The sequence below is a fragment of the Sphingopyxis sp. GC21 genome, assembly GCF_025727575.1.
GTDB classification, from domain to species: domain Bacteria; phylum Pseudomonadota; class Alphaproteobacteria; order Sphingomonadales; family Sphingomonadaceae; genus Sphingopyxis; species Sphingopyxis terrae_A.
Window position 1 is genome coordinate 1,875,292 of record NZ_CP095845.1, and the last position, 15,414, is coordinate 1,890,705.

At 65.0% G+C, this 15,414-nt stretch carries 17 protein-coding genes and 1 tRNA gene; 7 read left to right on the forward strand and 11 right to left on the reverse strand.

The window, feature by feature from the left end; genetic code table 11:
* The first annotated feature begins 14 nt into the window (after positions 1-14).
* The 4 genes from MU856_RS08905 to MU856_RS08920 all read left to right on the forward strand — a co-directional run bounded on the left by MU856_RS08905 (position 15) and on the right by MU856_RS08920 (position 4,899).
* The gene (locus MU856_RS08905; protein ID WP_186402220.1) at positions 15-881 is read left to right on the forward strand and encodes an alpha/beta fold hydrolase; all 867 of its coding nucleotides are present in this window, start codon (positions 15-17) and stop codon (positions 879-881) included.
* Between the two features lie 45 nt (positions 882-926).
* Entirely contained in the window at positions 927-1,655 is a 729-nt protein-coding gene (locus MU856_RS08910) for an energy transducer TonB (protein WP_263588921.1), read from the forward strand.
* 146 nt (positions 1,656-1,801) lie between these two features.
* On the forward strand, positions 1,802-4,159 hold the full coding sequence (locus tag MU856_RS08915; protein ID WP_263588922.1) for a TonB-dependent receptor: 2,358 nt from the start codon (positions 1,802-1,804) through the stop codon (positions 4,157-4,159).
* A gap of 56 nt (positions 4,160-4,215) precedes the next feature.
* Positions 4,216-4,899 (forward strand): Fe2+-dependent dioxygenase, encoded by a 684-nt coding sequence (locus MU856_RS08920; protein WP_217372346.1) that lies wholly within the window; start codon positions 4,216-4,218, stop codon positions 4,897-4,899.
* A 13-nt stretch (positions 4,900-4,912) separates the two neighbouring features.
* Here MU856_RS08920 and MU856_RS08925 read toward each other — a convergent pair whose 3' ends face one another.
* From MU856_RS08925 to MU856_RS08945, 5 genes are all read right to left on the reverse strand, one after another.
* Positions 4,913-5,860 carry an FAD:protein FMN transferase gene (locus MU856_RS08925; RefSeq protein ID WP_186402223.1) on the reverse strand — a complete coding sequence of 316 codons (948 nt, stop codon included), beginning with the start codon at positions 5,858-5,860 and terminating at the stop codon, positions 4,913-4,915.
* 11 nt (positions 5,861-5,871) lie between these two features.
* The gene (locus MU856_RS08930) at positions 5,872-6,702 is read right to left on the reverse strand and encodes a DUF4198 domain-containing protein (RefSeq protein ID WP_217372347.1); all 831 of its coding nucleotides are present in this window, start codon (positions 6,700-6,702) and stop codon (positions 5,872-5,874) included.
* A gap of 17 nt (positions 6,703-6,719) precedes the next feature.
* Positions 6,720-7,250, reverse strand: a complete 531-nt coding sequence (locus tag MU856_RS08935) for a DUF2271 domain-containing protein (RefSeq protein WP_263588923.1) — start codon at positions 7,248-7,250, stop codon at positions 6,720-6,722.
* 9 nt (positions 7,251-7,259) lie between these two features.
* Positions 7,260-7,901, reverse strand: a complete 642-nt coding sequence (locus MU856_RS08940) for a PepSY-associated TM helix domain-containing protein (protein ID WP_263588924.1) — start codon at positions 7,899-7,901, stop codon at positions 7,260-7,262.
* Between the two features lie 141 nt (positions 7,902-8,042).
* Positions 8,043-8,132: transfer RNA gene (locus MU856_RS08945), tRNA-Ser, on the reverse strand.
* Positions 8,133-8,370: 238 nt separating this feature from the next.
* Here MU856_RS08945 and MU856_RS08950 point away from each other — a divergent pair.
* Complete coding sequence (locus tag MU856_RS08950; protein WP_062902656.1) at positions 8,371-9,141, forward strand: DUF1134 domain-containing protein; 771 nt, start codon at positions 8,371-8,373, stop codon at positions 9,139-9,141.
* 108 nt (positions 9,142-9,249) lie between these two features.
* Here MU856_RS08950 and MU856_RS08955 read toward each other — a convergent pair whose 3' ends face one another.
* Genes MU856_RS08955 through petA form a run of 5 tightly spaced genes read right to left on the reverse strand, consistent with a single transcriptional unit; the run spans position 9,250 to position 12,963 of the window.
* A complete protein-coding gene (locus MU856_RS08955; protein WP_263588925.1) occupies positions 9,250-9,624 on the reverse strand; it encodes a hypothetical protein in 375 nt (124 codons plus the stop codon).
* 48 nt (positions 9,625-9,672) lie between these two features.
* Positions 9,673-10,227 (reverse strand): adenine phosphoribosyltransferase, encoded by a 555-nt coding sequence (locus MU856_RS08960; protein WP_186402228.1) that lies wholly within the window; start codon positions 10,225-10,227, stop codon positions 9,673-9,675.
* A 37-nt stretch (positions 10,228-10,264) separates the two neighbouring features.
* Complete coding sequence (locus tag MU856_RS08965) at positions 10,265-11,077, reverse strand: cytochrome c1 (protein ID WP_003050484.1); 813 nt, start codon at positions 11,075-11,077, stop codon at positions 10,265-10,267.
* Between the two features lie 31 nt (positions 11,078-11,108).
* Positions 11,109-12,392: a cytochrome b gene (locus MU856_RS08970; RefSeq protein ID WP_062902658.1), complete on the reverse strand. Its 1,284-nt coding sequence runs from the start codon at positions 12,390-12,392 to the stop codon at positions 11,109-11,111.
* A 13-nt stretch (positions 12,393-12,405) separates the two neighbouring features.
* On the reverse strand, positions 12,406-12,963 hold the full coding sequence (petA, locus tag MU856_RS08975; protein WP_003050479.1) for a ubiquinol-cytochrome c reductase iron-sulfur subunit: 558 nt from the start codon (positions 12,961-12,963) through the stop codon (positions 12,406-12,408).
* Between the two features lie 214 nt (positions 12,964-13,177).
* Here petA and MU856_RS08980 point away from each other — a divergent pair, with 214 nt between their 5' ends.
* Together MU856_RS08980 and hemF are read left to right on the forward strand one after the other, a co-directional pair.
* Positions 13,178-13,636, forward strand: a complete 459-nt coding sequence (locus MU856_RS08980) for a tRNA (cytidine(34)-2'-O)-methyltransferase (RefSeq protein WP_062902659.1) — start codon at positions 13,178-13,180, stop codon at positions 13,634-13,636.
* The gene (hemF, locus tag MU856_RS08985; RefSeq protein WP_263588926.1) at positions 13,633-14,493 is read left to right on the forward strand and encodes an oxygen-dependent coproporphyrinogen oxidase; all 861 of its coding nucleotides are present in this window, start codon (positions 13,633-13,635) and stop codon (positions 14,491-14,493) included. The genes MU856_RS08980 and hemF overlap by 4 nt, the downstream gene beginning before the upstream one ends.
* A gap of 60 nt (positions 14,494-14,553) precedes the next feature.
* Here the strand turns inward: hemF and MU856_RS08990 are convergent, their stop codons facing one another.
* Positions 14,554-15,414: a hypothetical protein gene (locus tag MU856_RS08990; protein ID WP_186402231.1), complete on the reverse strand. Its 861-nt coding sequence runs from the start codon at positions 15,412-15,414 to the stop codon at positions 14,554-14,556.

Below are 15,414 nucleotides of genomic sequence, written 5' to 3' on the forward strand. Positions count from 1 at the left end.
GCAAGGATGATCAGATGGCAAGTGGCCCCACGTCGCACTCCTACATCTCGCAGCGGTTGAAGCTGCACTATGTCGATTGGGGCAATGCCGACGCGCCGCCCTTGCTTCTCGTGCATGGCGGGCGCGATCATTGCCGCAACTGGGACTGGGTCGCCGAAAAGCTGCGCGATCGCTATCATGTCATCGCGCCCGACCTGCGCGGCCATGGCGACAGCGCCTGGTCGCCCGACGGCAATTACGACATGGACGCCTTCGTCTATGACCTGGCGCAGCTCATCCACCAGCTCGATCTGTCGCCGGTGACGATCGTGTCGCATTCGATGGGCGGCAATGTCGCATTGCGCTACACCGGGCTCTATCCGGACACCGTATCCAAGCTCGTCGCGATCGAGGGGCTTGGCCCCTCGCCCAAGCTGATCGCCGAACGCCTCGCAACCCCGGTCGCCGACCGGTTCCGCAAATGGATCGACGACAAACGACAGGCGGCGGGCCGTTCGCCGCGCCGTTATCCGACGCTCGACGATGCGCTGGCGCGGATGATGGGCGAAAATGCCTATCTGACCCCCGAACAGGCGCGTCACCTGACCATCCACGGCGTCAGCCGCAACGAGGATGGGACGTGGAGCTGGAAGTTCGACAATTATCTCAACATCTGGTCGGTTTTCGATCTGTCGCACGACGAAATCGCGTCGCTGTGGGCGGAAATCACATGCCCGACGCTACTGCTCTATGGCGCCAACAGCTGGGCGTCGAACCCGGCGAAGGACGGTCGGATCGCACATTTCAAGTCCGCGCAGGTCATCGAGTTCGAGAACGCCGGCCACTGGCTGCACCACGACCAGTTCGAGCGGTTCATGTCCACGCTAGACGATTTCCTCTAATATTGGCCCCGAAGCCGCGCGATGGGCGCGCGCCGGGATCGGGCGATGGCATATAGCGGACAGCTTCCGGCGCGGCAGCGCGCCCTGGCAGGCGGCGGCGCGGCAATGGCCGCGCTGCTGGTCGGCTCGGCGCTCGTCAGCAGCCTCGACATTGCGGTAATCCGCAAGGCCGGCGAGGCGATCAGCGCCATCGCGCTCCCCGCACCGAAACCTCCGCCGACACCCGCGAGCCCCGCTCCGGCGAAAAGCGACGCGGCGAGCGGCAAGGCGTCGGCGGCGAACCGCTTTGCCAAGGCCGCGGCGGTCGCAGCGCCCAAGCCCCGGATCGTCCCGCCCGAGCCGCCTCCGGTCGCGGCGTCACCGCAGCCCGGCAGCGGCAGCGATCCATCGGCGGGCGCGACCCCAACCCCGGGCCCCGGATCGGGCGCGGGCGGACGCGGCGACGGCACCGGGTCCGGCGGTGCAGGCAGCGGAACCGGCGGCGGCACGCGCGCCGTGTGGCGCAGCGGAACGATCGAAGACAATGACTATCCCCGTGAGGCGCGCCGCGCGCATATCGGCGGGGTCGTCGAAGTACGCTTCACCATCGAGGCCAGCGGCCGCGTCAGCGGATGCCGGGTCAGCCGATCGAGCGGCGATGCCTCGCTCGATTCGACCACGTGCCGGCTGATCGAGGCGCGCTTTCGCTTCCGGCCCGCGACCAATGCGCGCGGCGAATTCGTCGCCAGCCCCTATGGCTGGCGGCAGAGCTGGTGGCTCGAGCCACGGCGCTAGTCACCGCCCCGCAGGCGTAGCCACACCCCGATCACTACCACCACCTGCGACAAAGTCGCGACATTATCGCGAACGATTCGCATTATTGTTGACTCTGCGAACGACTCTCAATAGCGGACTCCCAACAACCATAAGGGGGTAACACCGTGAAGCCTGTTTCTTTCCTCGCTCTCTCCTGCGTCGGCAGCCTCGTCAGCGCGCCCGCGCTTGCCGCGACCGCCGACGATGCGCAGGATGCGCCCGGCTATCGGGAAAATATCATCGTCACCGGCACCAATGGCGTCGCGGTGGAAACGCCCAAATCGACCGCGCCGATCGTCGACACGCCGCAGACGGTGACCGTGGTGTCGGAGGAACAGATCAGGCAGCAGAATCTGCTCACGCTGCGCGACGCGCTTTCGACGATTCCGGGCATCACCTTCGGCGCGGGCGAAGGCGGCGGCGGCTATGGCGATTCGATCAACCTGCGCGGCTATTCGGCGAGCAACGACATCACCGTCGACGGCGTGCGCGACAGCGCACAATACAGCCGGACCGACCCGTTCAACCTCCAGCAGATCGAAGTCTACAACGGCGCCAACTCGGTCTTCAACGGATCGGGCAGCGTCGGCGGGACGATCAATCTCGTCAGCAAGATTCCCTTCGCGCGCGATGCGACGACGGTGCAGGCCGCGGTAGGCACCGACAATTATTATCGGGCGGCGGTCGACAGCAACTGGCGGCTCAGCGAGCTGATCGCGGTGCGCCTCAACGCCATGTATCATGAAAATGACGTGCCCGGCCGCGACGTCGAATCCTATCAGCGCTGGGGCGTGGCGCCATCGATCACCATCGGCGTCGACAGCGACACCAGCCTGACCCTCGCCTATATTCACCAGGATGACGACAACACGCCGATCTATGGCGTCCCCTATTTCCTGAGCGGCGTGAACGATGGCCCGCTGCCGGGGGTCGATGACAGCTCCTATTTCGGCATCGTCGATCTGGACGAACAGAAGACCAAGGTCGACCGCTTCACCGCAACCTTCCGCCACGCGTTCAGCGATGCCGTGTCGATCCGTAACCTCACGCGTTGGCAGCGCGTCCACCAAGATAGCCAGACGAGCGCGCCGCAGGGTGTCTTCTGCCTGGCCAGTGGCCTGCAGCCGATCGGTGCGGCGCCCGATGCGACCGTCGGCGTCCCCTGCCCCAGCGGCCAGGATATGCCGGGCAATTATTACCCCGCCGGACCGCGCGGACTGGTCCGCGATCAGCTAAACGAACTGCTCTACAACCAGACCGACCTCACCATCGTCAGCGGTACCAAGGGCGGCATCCACAACACGCTGGTCATCGGCGGCTCGCTGAGCCAGGAGGATTATTCGATCGAGGTTGCGCAATTGCTGCGCAACGCGGGCGGCGCCACGCCCAATCCCGTGCAGGGACCGATCAGCTTGTCGAACCCCGACACCTATTGGTCGGGCCCGGTCAATTATGTCCGCACCGGCAACAGCTATGGCGATACGCGCGGCTGGGCGATTTACGCCTTCGACACGCTCGAGCTGTCGCCGATGTTCGAACTGAACGCCGGGCTGCGCTATGAAAATTCGCGCGCCAAATTCCGCGCGGACACCATAACGACGCCCGCAACCGGCGCGGTCTACACCCGCGGCGCCGACCAGATAAGCGACGAAAATCTCTTTTCCTATCGCGTCGGCGCGGTGTTCCACCCGGTCGAAAATGTCAGCCTCTATGCTGCCTATGGCAACAGCAAGACGCCGTCGTCGGCGACGGTCCGGCTCGGCTGCGGCACCAATTGCGATGTCGCGCCCGAAAGCGGCCGCACTTACGAGATCGGGGCGAAGGCCGAGCTCATGGACAAGAAGCTGCTGCTCACCGCCGCTCTGTTCCGCAACGAACGCAGCAATTACCGCGTGCCGTCGAACGACGCCTCACTGCCCAGCTCGCTGCAGGTGCTCGACGGCAAGTCGCGCGTCGACGGCTTCGCGCTCGGCCTGACCGGCGCGATCACGCCCAACTGGTCGATCTTCGCCAATTACACCTATCTCGACGGAACGGTGCGGCAGAGCGTGTCGGACTATTGCATCGCCAACCCCGGCGGCGGCAACTGCACCAACAGCGCCGCGCTGCCCGATCCGCAGGCGGGCGACCGGCTGATCCAGACCCCGAAACATTCGGGCAGCCTGTTCACCACCTACACGCTGCCGTTCGGGCTGCAGATTGGCTATGGCCTGACCTATCAGGGCAGCTTTGCGACCAGCCAGCGCAACATGGCGCAGCGCTCGCAATATTTCGTCGACGATTATCTGATCCACCGCGCGTTCGTGTCCTATGAATTCGGCAACGGCCTGGTGGCGCAGCTCAATGTGTCGAACCTGACCAACGAGGATTATTACACCGGCGTGCGCAACAATGTGAACAGCACCACCGGCATCGTCACCGGCGGCTGGGCGACGCCCGGCGAGGAACGCTCGGCGGTCCTCAGCCTCTTCTACAAATTCTGATTGCAACCCCGGGCGCGGCGATTGCCGCGCCCGGGCTTTTCGGCTTAGTAACGCGCATGATCCGCATCATTCCCGACCTCATCGATGCCGAGGGCGTCAAGGCGCTCCGCACCATCCTCGACCGCGCCGACTGGATCAACGGCAACGAGACGTCGGGACCGCAGGCGGCACTGGCCAAGCGCAACCAGCAGCTTCCCGAATTCGGCGACGCGGCGGTCGAGGCGGGCCGGATGGTGATCGACGCGCTCGGCCGCTCGCCGCTGTTCATGGCGGCGGCGCTGCCGCTCAAAATCTATCCGCCTTTCTTCAACCGCTATTCGGGCGGCGAGGCGTTCGGCGATCATATCGACAATGCCGTGCGGATGCGCCGCGGCACCGATTTCCGGATTCGCAGCGACCTGTCGGCGACGCTGTTTCTGGCCGACCCAGACAGCTATGAAGGCGGAGGCCTGGTCATCGACGGCATGGCCGATGCGCCCGGCGTCAAGCTCCCCGCCGGCCACCTCATCCTCTATCCGTCGAGCACCGTTCACCGCGTCGAACCGGTCACGGGCGGCGTCCGTGTCGCCAGTTTCATGTGGATTCAGTCGATGATCCGCGATCAGGCGCAGCGCAACCTGCTGTTCGACCTCGACCTAGGGGTTCAGGGCGCCGCCGCGGCAATGGGTCAGGGCGATCCGACCGTCGTCCGTCTGACCGGCGTCTATCACAATCTGCTGCGCCAATGGGCCGACGCCTGAAGGCCTGGCGTTCCTAATCCAGCATCGCGCGCCACTCACGCGAGACATATTCGCGGCCGTCCGCGATCATCTGCATCGCAAGACCCTGCGCATCGGCAAGCGCCATGCCCTGCTCAGGACCAACGACGGTGAGCGCGGTCGCCCAGCCGTCGGCGATCATGCAGCTGCGATGCACCACCGTCACCGATGCCACGCCGTTGACGAGCGGGCGCCCGCTGCGCGGATCGAAGCTGTGCGAATAATGGCGGCAGCCGTCGGTAAAGCCGCGCCGGTAATTGCCCGAGGTCGCGACCGACAGGTCGTGCAGCGCGAGCCGCCAGGGCGCGAGCGACTGGCCGGGCGGCGGCTCGACATCGACCCACCAGGGCTGTGCGTCGGGCTGCAGCCCCTCGCCGCGCAATTCGCCCCCGACTTCGATCAGGAAATGGCGCACCCCGCTCGCGAGCAGCTGCTCGGCAGCAAGATCGGCGCCGAATCCCTTGGCGATCCCCGACAGGTCGAGCGCCGCCCCCGTCCCGCGCCGGACGCGCGCCGCCGCGGCATCGAAGGCAATGTCAGGTGGTGCATCGGGCGGTGCGATCTCGGGCACCGCAGCGACCGGCCCCGCCGCACCGAAGCCCCAGCGTTCGGTCAGCAGCCCCAGCGCCGGATTGAACGCGCCGCCGCTCGCTTCGGCGATCGCGGTCGCCGCAGCCATCACGCGCGCAAATTCGGGCGGGATCGCGTGCCATTCCCCCGCGGGCGCGCGGTTCAGGCGCGACAGGTCCGATTCCGCTTCCCACTGGCTCATCTGCCGCACGACGCGATCGAGCGCGCGCCGGACGCTTTCGCCCGCCGACGCCGGTGCGTCGACCGCCTGCAACGACCAGCTCGTGCCCATTGTCCGTCCCGAAAAGCTCCGGACCGGCACCCCCGGACGGCGCGCCGCAAAGGCGGCGGGCGTCAGCGCCCGGGGGATCAATATCCGGTCGGTCAGGGCGCCATGACCTCGAGCGTCGTCACATAGCTTGCGCGGCGGGCAAGCGGCGGCGGGCCGCCCGCGCCCTCTTCGCGCTCCGCCTGCGGCGTGGTGACGTTGAGCCAGTACATACCCGGTTCGAGCCAGCTGATCGCGACCTTGCCGTCAGCACCGGTCTTGAGGACCATCTGGCCCAGCTGGTCGCGGTAGCGGATACCGCCCGGGATCACCGTGACGGGCAGGCCCGCCGCGGGCTTGCCGTCGAGCAGGAATTGAAAGGTCGCGGTTTCGCCCGCGAACAGATCATTGGGGTGCGTCACCGGTACCAGCTCGATCCCCTTGCCGGTCGGGGCGAACAGCGTCGTCGTCGGCTCACCCACCGTCACGAAAATCTCGTTGCGGTTGTTCGCCTCGGCGGTTCGCACATTGGTCGCCCCGGCGGGCAGGCGCTCGGCCAGATTGGCCGCCGTCGTCCCGCGCGGCAGGCGTTCGGTCTTGCCGTCCAGATCATAGCTGCCCATCAGCATGTCGGCGACCGAGGCGATGCGCCACGTCCCCTTCTGCGTCAGATGCACGTCGAAGGTGCTGCGATAGCGGCCGGTCGCCTTGTTCTCGATCGGCGCTTCGCTGCCGTCGGGCGCCCATGCCTTCATCGCGTCGAGCCGCAGCGGCTGATGCTCGAAATAGAACAGGTCGTTCGAAACGGCGGCATCGACCGTCACCCACGCATCGTCGCCCGACAGCACGGTCGAGGACGGCAGCATCCATTGGCGGTGCGCCTGCGCGGGCGCTGCGGCGAAAAGGGCCAGCGCGGCACTCGCGGCGATCAGCAATCGGGTCTTCATGATCGGTCCTCTCTTGATCAACGGAAGGAAATCGAAACGGTGCCAAGTTCGGTCTTGCCCGCCGCGCGGCCCCCGGCGCCGGCCTTGGCGGGCCAGCGGAACGGAATGCGCAGCAACTCGCGCCCGCCGACTTCGCGCGCAGCCTCGATCACCAGGACATAGTCGCCGGGCGCCTGCGCCCCGAGCTGCGCGCGGCTGAAGGCGATCCTGTGCGCGCCCGGCGCGCGCGTCGCACCCGTCACGCCATTGGCCGGCAAACGCATCGAACGGCCCGAGGCGCGCCACCACTGCCGCACGTCGCGCAGCCATTTGGTGCCCTCGTTATTCTTCATGTCATGGTCGTACCAGATCGCGACGGTCCTCGCGGGCGCGCCGGCCTTCTCTACCCAGATGGCGACATAGGGCCGATGATATTCGGCGACCTTGATCTGAGGGATGGTGACGCTGACCTCCATCATCCCCGGATCGGCGGCGAGCGCCGGCGCCGACAGCGCCGCGCCCAGCCCCAGCGAGGCGCTGGTCAGGACGGATCGAAACTCAGTTTGCATGGCATCTCCTTAATGGATGAAGAGGATCGCGATGGTGGCGGGGATCGCCACCCCCGCGCCGACGAGCGGCCAGGTGCTCTTGCGCTTGGCCGAATGAAGCTGAAGCAGCACAAGCCCGGTCAGCGCGAACACCAGGCAGGCAAAGGCGAATATGTCGATGAACAGGCTCCACGCGCCGCCCGAATTGCGCCCTTTGTGCAAATCGTTGAGATAGGAAATCCAGCCGCGGTCGGTGATTTCCGCGGTGGCGGCGCCCGTCGCGCGATCGATCGCGACCCAGGCATCGCCGCCGGGACGCGGCGCGGCCATGTAGACCTCGTCGGCGGACCATTCGACTTCGCCCGCACGGACCGGAAAATTCGCCTCGACCCACGCCGCAACCGGCGCGGGGAGCGTCCTCTTGTCGTCCGCCGGGTCCGCCGCCGCCAGCGCTTCGAGCAGCGGCGCCGGCAATTGCGCGCTACGCTCGGCGACGCGCGGTGCCCCCTCTATATCGGCGGCATGGTTCAGCGTGAAACCGGTGATCGCGAACAACAGCAGCCCGATCAGGCTGATAGCCGAGCTCATCCAGTGCCACATGTGAAGCTGTTTGAGCCAGAAGGCGCGGCGGCTCTTCTTGGTCGGCGTGCGCGTTGGGGTCGGTGCGTGCATGGAGGAGAGAGGCCCTTGAAATTTGGCCCTCACTATCGCGAACGATTCGCATTTACAATAGATAAGCGGGCGAAATTTGCGCGCATGCCCGCAGCCGCGGGCGACCGCCGCGAGCTGCTCGAGACAAATGGAAGGAAGAGGTGGCGGAGACGGAGGGATTCGAACCCTCGGTACGGTTCCCCGTACGACGCTTTAGCAAAGCGTTGGTTTCAGCCACTCACCCACGTCTCCGCATGGTCTGCCGCGCGAACGGCAGGTTGGCCTGAGCGGGCGCTATAGCCAGACCGATCCCGCCCCGCAACGCCTAACATTGGCCTTTTTGTCACTTATTCCCCTATTGGTCGGTGGAAATGATTCGGTCCGGCGCAAAATCGACTCAAGTCATCGCCCGTTCATTGTCGCGCCGACAGGATGAGTCATGGTTAACCCGGCTTGCGGCGCCCGAAGCCGCCGATTTTTGGGGGATTATATGCGGAATGCGCTCACCAATCTTGCCGTTGCGGCTCTCGCCTCGATCGGGCTGATGCTCGCCGGGCCGGCGGCGCACGCACAGATGACATCGGTCGATCCCAATACGGCGATCGATTCTGACCTCAACAATCCGGCGCCCCCGCCGCCTCCCCCGCCCGCCACGACGACCAGCGACCCGTCGCTCGACAGCGACCTTGCGACCGGTGCCGAACAATATTCGGTCACCTCCCCCGACGCGAGCACGACCACCGCTGCGCCTGCAACCGGAACGACGGCCGCCGATGGCACCACATACAAGGAAGACGATCTGATCGGCGCCGCCGAAGGCGTCTTCGGCAAGGGCGCGCAGGGCCTCGCCGGCCTCATCGAAGATATTCTGAAGAAGCAGGGCGAGCCCAACGCTTATATCGTCGGCCGCGAAGCTGGCGGCGCGCTTGGTATCGGGCTGCGCTACGGATCGGGCACACTGTACCACAAGATCGAGGGTGAACGCCCCGTCTACTGGACCGGTCCCTCGATCGGCTTCGACGCGGGCGCCAATGCCGGCAACACCTTCGTGCTGGTCTACAATCTGTTCGACAGCGAGGATCTCTACAAACGTTATCCGGCGGGCGAAGGCGCCGCCTATCTCATTGGCGGCTTCAATGCGAGCTATCTGCGGCGCGGCGACGTAGTCCTCATCCCGATCCGCGTCGGCGTCGGCGCGCGGCTCGGCGCCAATATCGGCTATATGAAATTCCGCAAAAAACAGAGCTGGGTGCCCTTCTGAAGCACCCGCCACCCCCAAAGGGCGATGGGCCCGCGTCTCCGGACGCGGGCCTTTTTCTTTGGAGGGAAGCCGCGTTGCGGCGCGGTGGGATATGACTGGAATCGGCCCTTAAGCAGACTCTAGCTCAATCTTTTGATCCGCCTCTCGGGGCACGATCCATCCGAATATCACTGGCACCCAGTTGATGATTGATCCGCCGATGTTGAAAGCTACATGATCCGAAACATGCAATGTTGATCCCATGCCAAACTGGAGGATCATCAAAAGCAACCACGCAGTGGATAGCTTCGCATCGCGAAGGCGATGATAAGACATTATCGTCAGGGCAATCCCGGCAACGACTGCAACGAGAAAGATAAACCACGCGGGAATGCCGATATTTGCCGACGCTAAAGCAACGCCAGTAATTGCTACAAGCGCTGCCGAACCAATCCGGTAGCGCGACCTCTCCCCGTAGCGTCTCACATTCATCGGCATCATCAACAGCCTAAGATATGATCCGTCCACTGACCATTTCAAATCCGCCGCACCTCAATCGCCGTCGAAGGCGATCAGCGTTTCGCACGCGAGGCCCGCGGCCTCGAGCCGCTGCGAGCCGCCGAGGTCGGGAAGGTCGATGACGAACAGCGCCGCGGCGACGTCGGCGCCAACGCTGCGCATCAATTCGGCGGTCGCGAGAATGGTCCCGCCGGTGGCGAGCAGATCATCGACCAGCACGACGCGGTGGCCCTCGGTGACGGCGCCTTCGTGCAGCTCGAGCCGGTCGGTGCCATATTCCAGTTCATAGTCGACGCCGATGGTCACGCCGGGCAGCTTGCCGGCTTTGCGCACCGGCACCAGCCCGATACCGAGCGCGGTCGCCATCGCCGCGCCGAACAGAAAACCGCGCGCCTCTATCGCCACGATCAGGTCGGGGCGATAGCGAGCCGCGCGGTCTGCCAGGCGGCGGACGCTTTCGGAAAAGCCCGCCGCGTCGCCGATCAATGTCGTGATGTCGCGAAACTGGATCCCGGGTTTCGGGAAATCGGGGATCGTGCGCACCAGCCCCGAAAGGTCGAGGTCGGGACGCGGCGGAAGGGCGATCATCCTCGACCGCCCTTCGCTATGCCCGCGTCCCCAATCCTCAATGTTCCTTGCCGGCCCAGATGTTCCGGTACGACAGATAGGCAAGGATGGTGAAGATCAGAAGGTAGAGGAACACGGCCCAGCCGGTCCACACGCGCTTCACCAGCTTGGGTTCTGCCGTCCACACAAGGAAGGCGGTCACGTCCTTTGCCATGCTCTTGAGGTCGTTCGGCGAACCGTCCGCGAAGGTCACCTGACCATCGGCCAGCGGCGGTGCCATCGCGAGGTTGAGGTTCGCGAAATAGGGGTTGTAGTGCAGGCCGGTCGCCGGCTGCAGTTCCTTCGGCAGGTTCGCCGGCGGGTTCTGGAAGCCGGTGATCAGCGAATAGACGTAATTCTTGCCGTCTTCGCGCGCCTTGGTGATCAGCGAAAGATCGGGCGGCAGCGCATTGTTGTTCGCCGCGCGCGCCGCGGTTTCGTTCGCATAGGGCGCCGGGAAGTGATCCGACGGCAGGCCGGTGCGGGTCGCCGGCTCGCCCGTGTCGGGGTTGATCGACGGGATATTATCATAGCTTTTGGCAAAGCTCTTCACCTGACCCTCGGTATAGCCGAGTTCGGCGATGTCGCGGAACGCGACGAGATTCAGGCTGTGACAGGCCGAGCATACTTCCTTGTACACCTGCATCCCGCGCTGCAGCTGGGCCTTGTCCCAATGCGGGAACATGCCGTCGCTGGCGAGCGCGAGGTGGCGCGGGTGCTTGTGGAATTCATGCACCGCGTTGGGCTCGTTCGAGAGCGGCGTGGTGAAGATCGCGCACAGCAGCGCCAGGATGAAACCCAGGCCGACGAGAAATCCGAGCGGACGAACCATGGCTGTATCAGCTCCTATAAAAGTCCGGCGCTCAGGCCGTTGCCGGGGCCGACGACGCGTCGGCATTCTTGGCGAGGACCGCCTCGGTGATCGAATTCGGCATCGGAAGCGGCCGTTCGATCCGCGAGATGATCGGCAGGATGATCAGGAAGTGCGCAAAATAATAGGCCGCGCACAGCTGGCTGAGGATCACATAGGGCTGCTCCGCCGGGCTCTTGCCGCAATAGCCCAGGATGAACACGTCGACGACGAGGATCCAGAAGAAGATGCGGTTGAGCGGACGATAGTTCGACGACTTCACCGGCGAGCTGTCGAGCCACGGCAGGAAGAAGAGCAGCGCGATCGCCGCGAACATCGCGATGACGCCCCACAGCTTCGCATCGATCCACAGGAAGTTGAAGGTGAAGGCGCGCAGAATCGCGTAGAACGGCCAGAAATACCATTCGGGAACGATGTGCGCCGGCGTCGAAAGCGGATTCGCCGGGATATAATTGTCCGGGTGACCGAGCAGGTTCGGGCTGAAGAAGGTCAGCGCGACGAAGATCATCAGGAACACGCCGAGGCCGAAACCGTCCTTCGCGGTGTAATAGGGATGGAAGGGGACGGTGTCCTGTTCGTCCTTCACCTCGATACCGGTCGGGTTCGACGAGCCCGGGATATGCAGCGCCCAGATGTGCAGGATGATGACGCCCGCGATCACGAAGGGCAGCAGATAGTGGAGCGAGAAGAAGCGGTTGAGCGCGGCGTTGTCCGGCGCAAAACCGCCGAGCAGCCAGACGCGGATCGGTTCGCCCACGGCGGGTATCGCCGAGAAGAAGCCGGTGATCACCTGCGCGCCCCAGAAGCTCATCTGGCCCCAGGGAAGGACATAGCCCATGAAGGCGGTCGCCATCATCAGGAGGAAGATCACGACGCCGAGCAGCCACACCATTTCGCGCGGCGCCTTGTACGAACCGTAATAAAGGCCGCGGAAGATGTGCAGATAGACGACGATGAAGAACATGCTCGCGCCGTTCATGTGCGCGTAGCGCAGGAACCAGCCGGCGTTCACGTCGCGCATGATATGCTCGACCGAGTTGAACGCGACGCCCGCATTGGCGGCATAATGCATCGCCAGCACGATGCCGGTGATGATCTGAATCGCGAGCGCGGCCCCGGCGAGGACGCCGAAGTTCCAGAAATAGTTGAGGTTGCGCGGCACCGGATAGCCGGCCCCGATCGCATTATAGACGAGACGCGGCAGCGGCAGCTTCGCGTCGAGCCACTTCATCAGCGGCTGCTGGGGTTCATAGTTCTTGGCCCAGGGAAAGCTCATCTTATCTCGCTCCTCAGCCGATCGTCACGACGGTGTCGCTGTTGAATTCATAAGGCGGCACGAACAGATTCTTCGGCGCCGGGCCTTTGCGGATACGCGCCGCGGTGTCGTAGTGCGAACCGTGGCACGGGCAGAAATAGCCACCATAATCGCCGCGCGGCTCGCCCTCGGCGGCGCCGAGCGGCACGCAGCCCAAGTGGGTGCAGACGCCTAGCGTGATCAGCCAGTTTTCCTTGCCGGGCTTGGTGCGCTCGTCGAGCGTCTGCGGATCGCGCAGATCGCTCAGTGGCACCTTCTTCGCCTCGGCGATTTCGACGGGCGTCAGGTTGCGGACGAACACCGGCTGCTTGCGCCAGCTCGTCTTGATCGCCTGACCCGACTGGATCGCGGAAATGTCGATTTCGGTCGACGACAGCGCCAGCACGTCCGCTGACGGATTCATCTGGTTCACCAGCGGCAAAACGACGGTGGCCGCACCAACACCCGCGAAGCTGACCGCCGCGATATTGATGAAGTCCCGGCGCCGCACGCCATCCTCGATGCCGGCGTTGAGATTGGATTCACTGGCCATTCGATTGCCCTTGCGCTGGGTGAACTGACAATGGTTCTCGGAAAACTGGCCACCCCGTTTTACGCGCGCAAAGCGTCGCAAATCCCGGCGGCCCCTCCGGGAATTGCGGGCCTGATAGCCGCACACAACAGCCTTGCCAACAGGCAATTTCCGCTTTGTGACCGCTATGTTGCCCCCTCTCGATTCCGCAAGCGCGCGAAGCTAAGGCGGAGCGATGCAAATCGCCCTGTTTCAGCCCGACATCGCCGGTAACGTCGGCACCATCCTGCGAACCGCGGCCTGTCTCGGCGCGCGCGCGCACATCATCGAACCGTGCGGCTTTCCTTTTTCCGACCAGGCACTGCGCCGCGCCGGAATGGATTATGCCGTGCGCGCCAATGTGCAGCGCCACGCCGATTGGGCGGGCTTCGGCGACTGGAACCGGGCCGAAGGCGGGCGGCTGGTGCTGATGACCACCGCGGGCGCGACCGCCCTGCCCGATTTCGTCTTTCAGGAGGGCGACGTGCTGCTGCTCGGCGCGGAGTCGTCGGGCGTCCCCGCGCATGTCCATGCCGCCGCGGCGGCGCGGGTCGCGATTCCGATGCGGCCGGGCTTTCGGTCCTTGAATGTCGCGGTCGCGGCTGGCATCGCGCTGGCCGAGGCACTCCGGCAGACGAAAGGCTTTGCGTCATGATTTCGCTCGATCCCCAGCAACAGGCGGCGCGCGACTGGTTCGAGTCGCTGCGCGACCGGATCTGCGCCGCGTTCGAGGCGATCGAGGCCGAGGCGGGCAGCGACGCGCGCTTTACCTATACGCCGTGGGACCGCGAGGCCGAGGGTGTTGCGGCGGGCGAAGGCGGCGGCGGCGTGCGCGGGGTGATGACCGGCCAGGTTTTCGAAAAGGTCGGGGTCAATGTTTCGACCGTCGCGGGCGAGTTCGCGCCCGATTTCGCCCAGTCGATCAACGGCGCCGAAAGCGACCCGCGCTTCTTCGCCACCGGCATCAGCCTCGTCGCGCATATGGCCAATCCGCATGTTCCGGCGGTGCATATGAACACCCGCTTTCTCGCGACGACTAGGCGCTGGTTCGGCGGCGGTGCCGACCTCAACCCGCCCATCCCCTATGCCGAGGACACCGACGCCTTTCATGCGCGGCTGCGCGCCGCCTGCGCGCCCTTCGGTCCCGATGCCTATGCCCGCTATTCGAAATGGGCGGAGGATTATTTCTATATCCCGCATCGCGGCGTCCATCGCGGCGTCGGAGGGATCTTCTACGATCATCTCGAATGCGCCGACGATGCAGGCTTCGACCGCAATTTCGAGTTCACCCGCGCCGTGGGCGAGGCCTTCCTCGACATCTTCCCTCAGATCGTGCGGCGCCGGATGAACCAGCCCTTCACCGAAGCCGAGCGCGAGGAGCAACTGGTGTGGCGCGGTCGCTACGCCGAATTCAACCTCGTCTACGACCGCGGCACGCTGTTCGGGCTCAAGACCGGCGGCAATATCGACGCGATCCTGATGAGTCTGCCGCCGCTCGCCAAATGGAGCTGACGAAAAAGGGGCGCCGCGTCGGCTGCGGGCGCCCCTGAATCTTGCGATATTGACCGTCGATCAGGCGAATACGCTGCCCGCATCGACGGGCCCGAGCGCGCGGTAGATGCCCGCCGGAATCCCGACCTGCAGATAGGCGACGGGAATGCTCATCACGATGCTGCCGACGATCAGGCCGACCATCGATCCCGCGCCCGGCATCCCGCCGCTCGCAAAAACCGAAAAGCCGACCACCGCGCCAAGGATCATCGCGATCACCAGGAAGGCGATGCCCAGCAGGATGAAATAGGCAAAGATCTTCCACTGCGCCGCGCCGGTGATCCGCCACGATTCGGACAGGCCGGTCAGGACGTTGAAGGTCCGCTTGTCGGCCATGATCGGCCCGGTGCAGCACAGCCGCGCCGCGAGCCAGACGATGAACAGCAGGAACAGCGGCACGAGGATCAACATCGCGAAGCCCATCCCTGCCAGCGCCGATTCGCTCGGCTGGCGGCCGCTAAGCAGCGCCGGCGCAAAGGCGCCGCCGAAGAGCAGAAAACCGATGATGCCGATCACGAAGAGGATCGCCGCCGTGAAAAGCAGCACGGGCAGCGCGGCGACCAGCCCATAGCCGAGGGCCCCCCCGACATTTTCCTGACCGTCGCTAAAGCCCAACCGCCACGAAGCAAAATAGCTGCCCGTCTGGAGGATGTAATTGACCAGGCCCAGCAGCATCGCAAAACCGCTGAACGCGGCGAAAGCCCCTGCCCCGCTCGTCATCCGCGCCGGATCGAAGGCGGCCATGCCGCCGCCGAGCGCGAGTTGCAGGATCAGCGGCACCGCGATGCCGACGCCGATCAGCGCGATGGCATGCTCGGCGGCACGGCCGCTGAAAAAGCTGGTCGCATAGGACCAGGCCTGACTGATGCTGATATTATTCAC

Coding starts and splice junctions, on each gene's coding strand:
- MU856_RS08905 (WP_186402220.1), top strand. CDS start 15: ATGGCAAGTGGCCCCACGTCGCACTCCTACATCTCGCAGCGGTTGAAG.
- MU856_RS08920 (WP_217372346.1), top strand. CDS start 4,216: ATGATCCGCATCATTCCCGACCTCATCGATGCCGAGGGCGTCAAGGCG.
- MU856_RS08980 (WP_062902659.1), top strand. CDS start 13,178: ATGCAAATCGCCCTGTTTCAGCCCGACATCGCCGGTAACGTCGGCACC.
- MU856_RS08965 (WP_003050484.1), bottom strand. CDS start 11,077: ATGGTTCGTCCGCTCGGATTTCTCGTCGGCCTGGGTTTCATCCTGGCG.
- MU856_RS08970 (WP_062902658.1), bottom strand. CDS start 12,392: ATGAGCTTTCCCTGGGCCAAGAACTATGAACCCCAGCAGCCGCTGATG.
- MU856_RS08930 (WP_217372347.1), bottom strand. CDS start 6,702: ATGAAGACCCGATTGCTGATCGCCGCGAGTGCCGCGCTGGCCCTTTTC.
- hemF (WP_263588926.1), top strand. CDS start 13,633: ATGATTTCGCTCGATCCCCAGCAACAGGCGGCGCGCGACTGGTTCGAG.
- MU856_RS08940 (WP_263588924.1), bottom strand. CDS start 7,901: ATGCACGCACCGACCCCAACGCGCACGCCGACCAAGAAGAGCCGCCGC.
- MU856_RS08960 (WP_186402228.1), bottom strand. CDS start 10,227: ATGATCGCCCTTCCGCCGCGTCCCGACCTCGACCTTTCGGGGCTGGTG.
- petA (WP_003050479.1), bottom strand. CDS start 12,963: ATGGCCAGTGAATCCAATCTCAACGCCGGCATCGAGGATGGCGTGCGG.
- MU856_RS08950 (WP_062902656.1), top strand. CDS start 8,371: ATGCGGAATGCGCTCACCAATCTTGCCGTTGCGGCTCTCGCCTCGATC.
- MU856_RS08935 (WP_263588923.1), bottom strand. CDS start 7,250: ATGCAAACTGAGTTTCGATCCGTCCTGACCAGCGCCTCGCTGGGGCTG.
- MU856_RS08910 (WP_263588921.1), top strand. CDS start 927: ATGGCATATAGCGGACAGCTTCCGGCGCGGCAGCGCGCCCTGGCAGGC.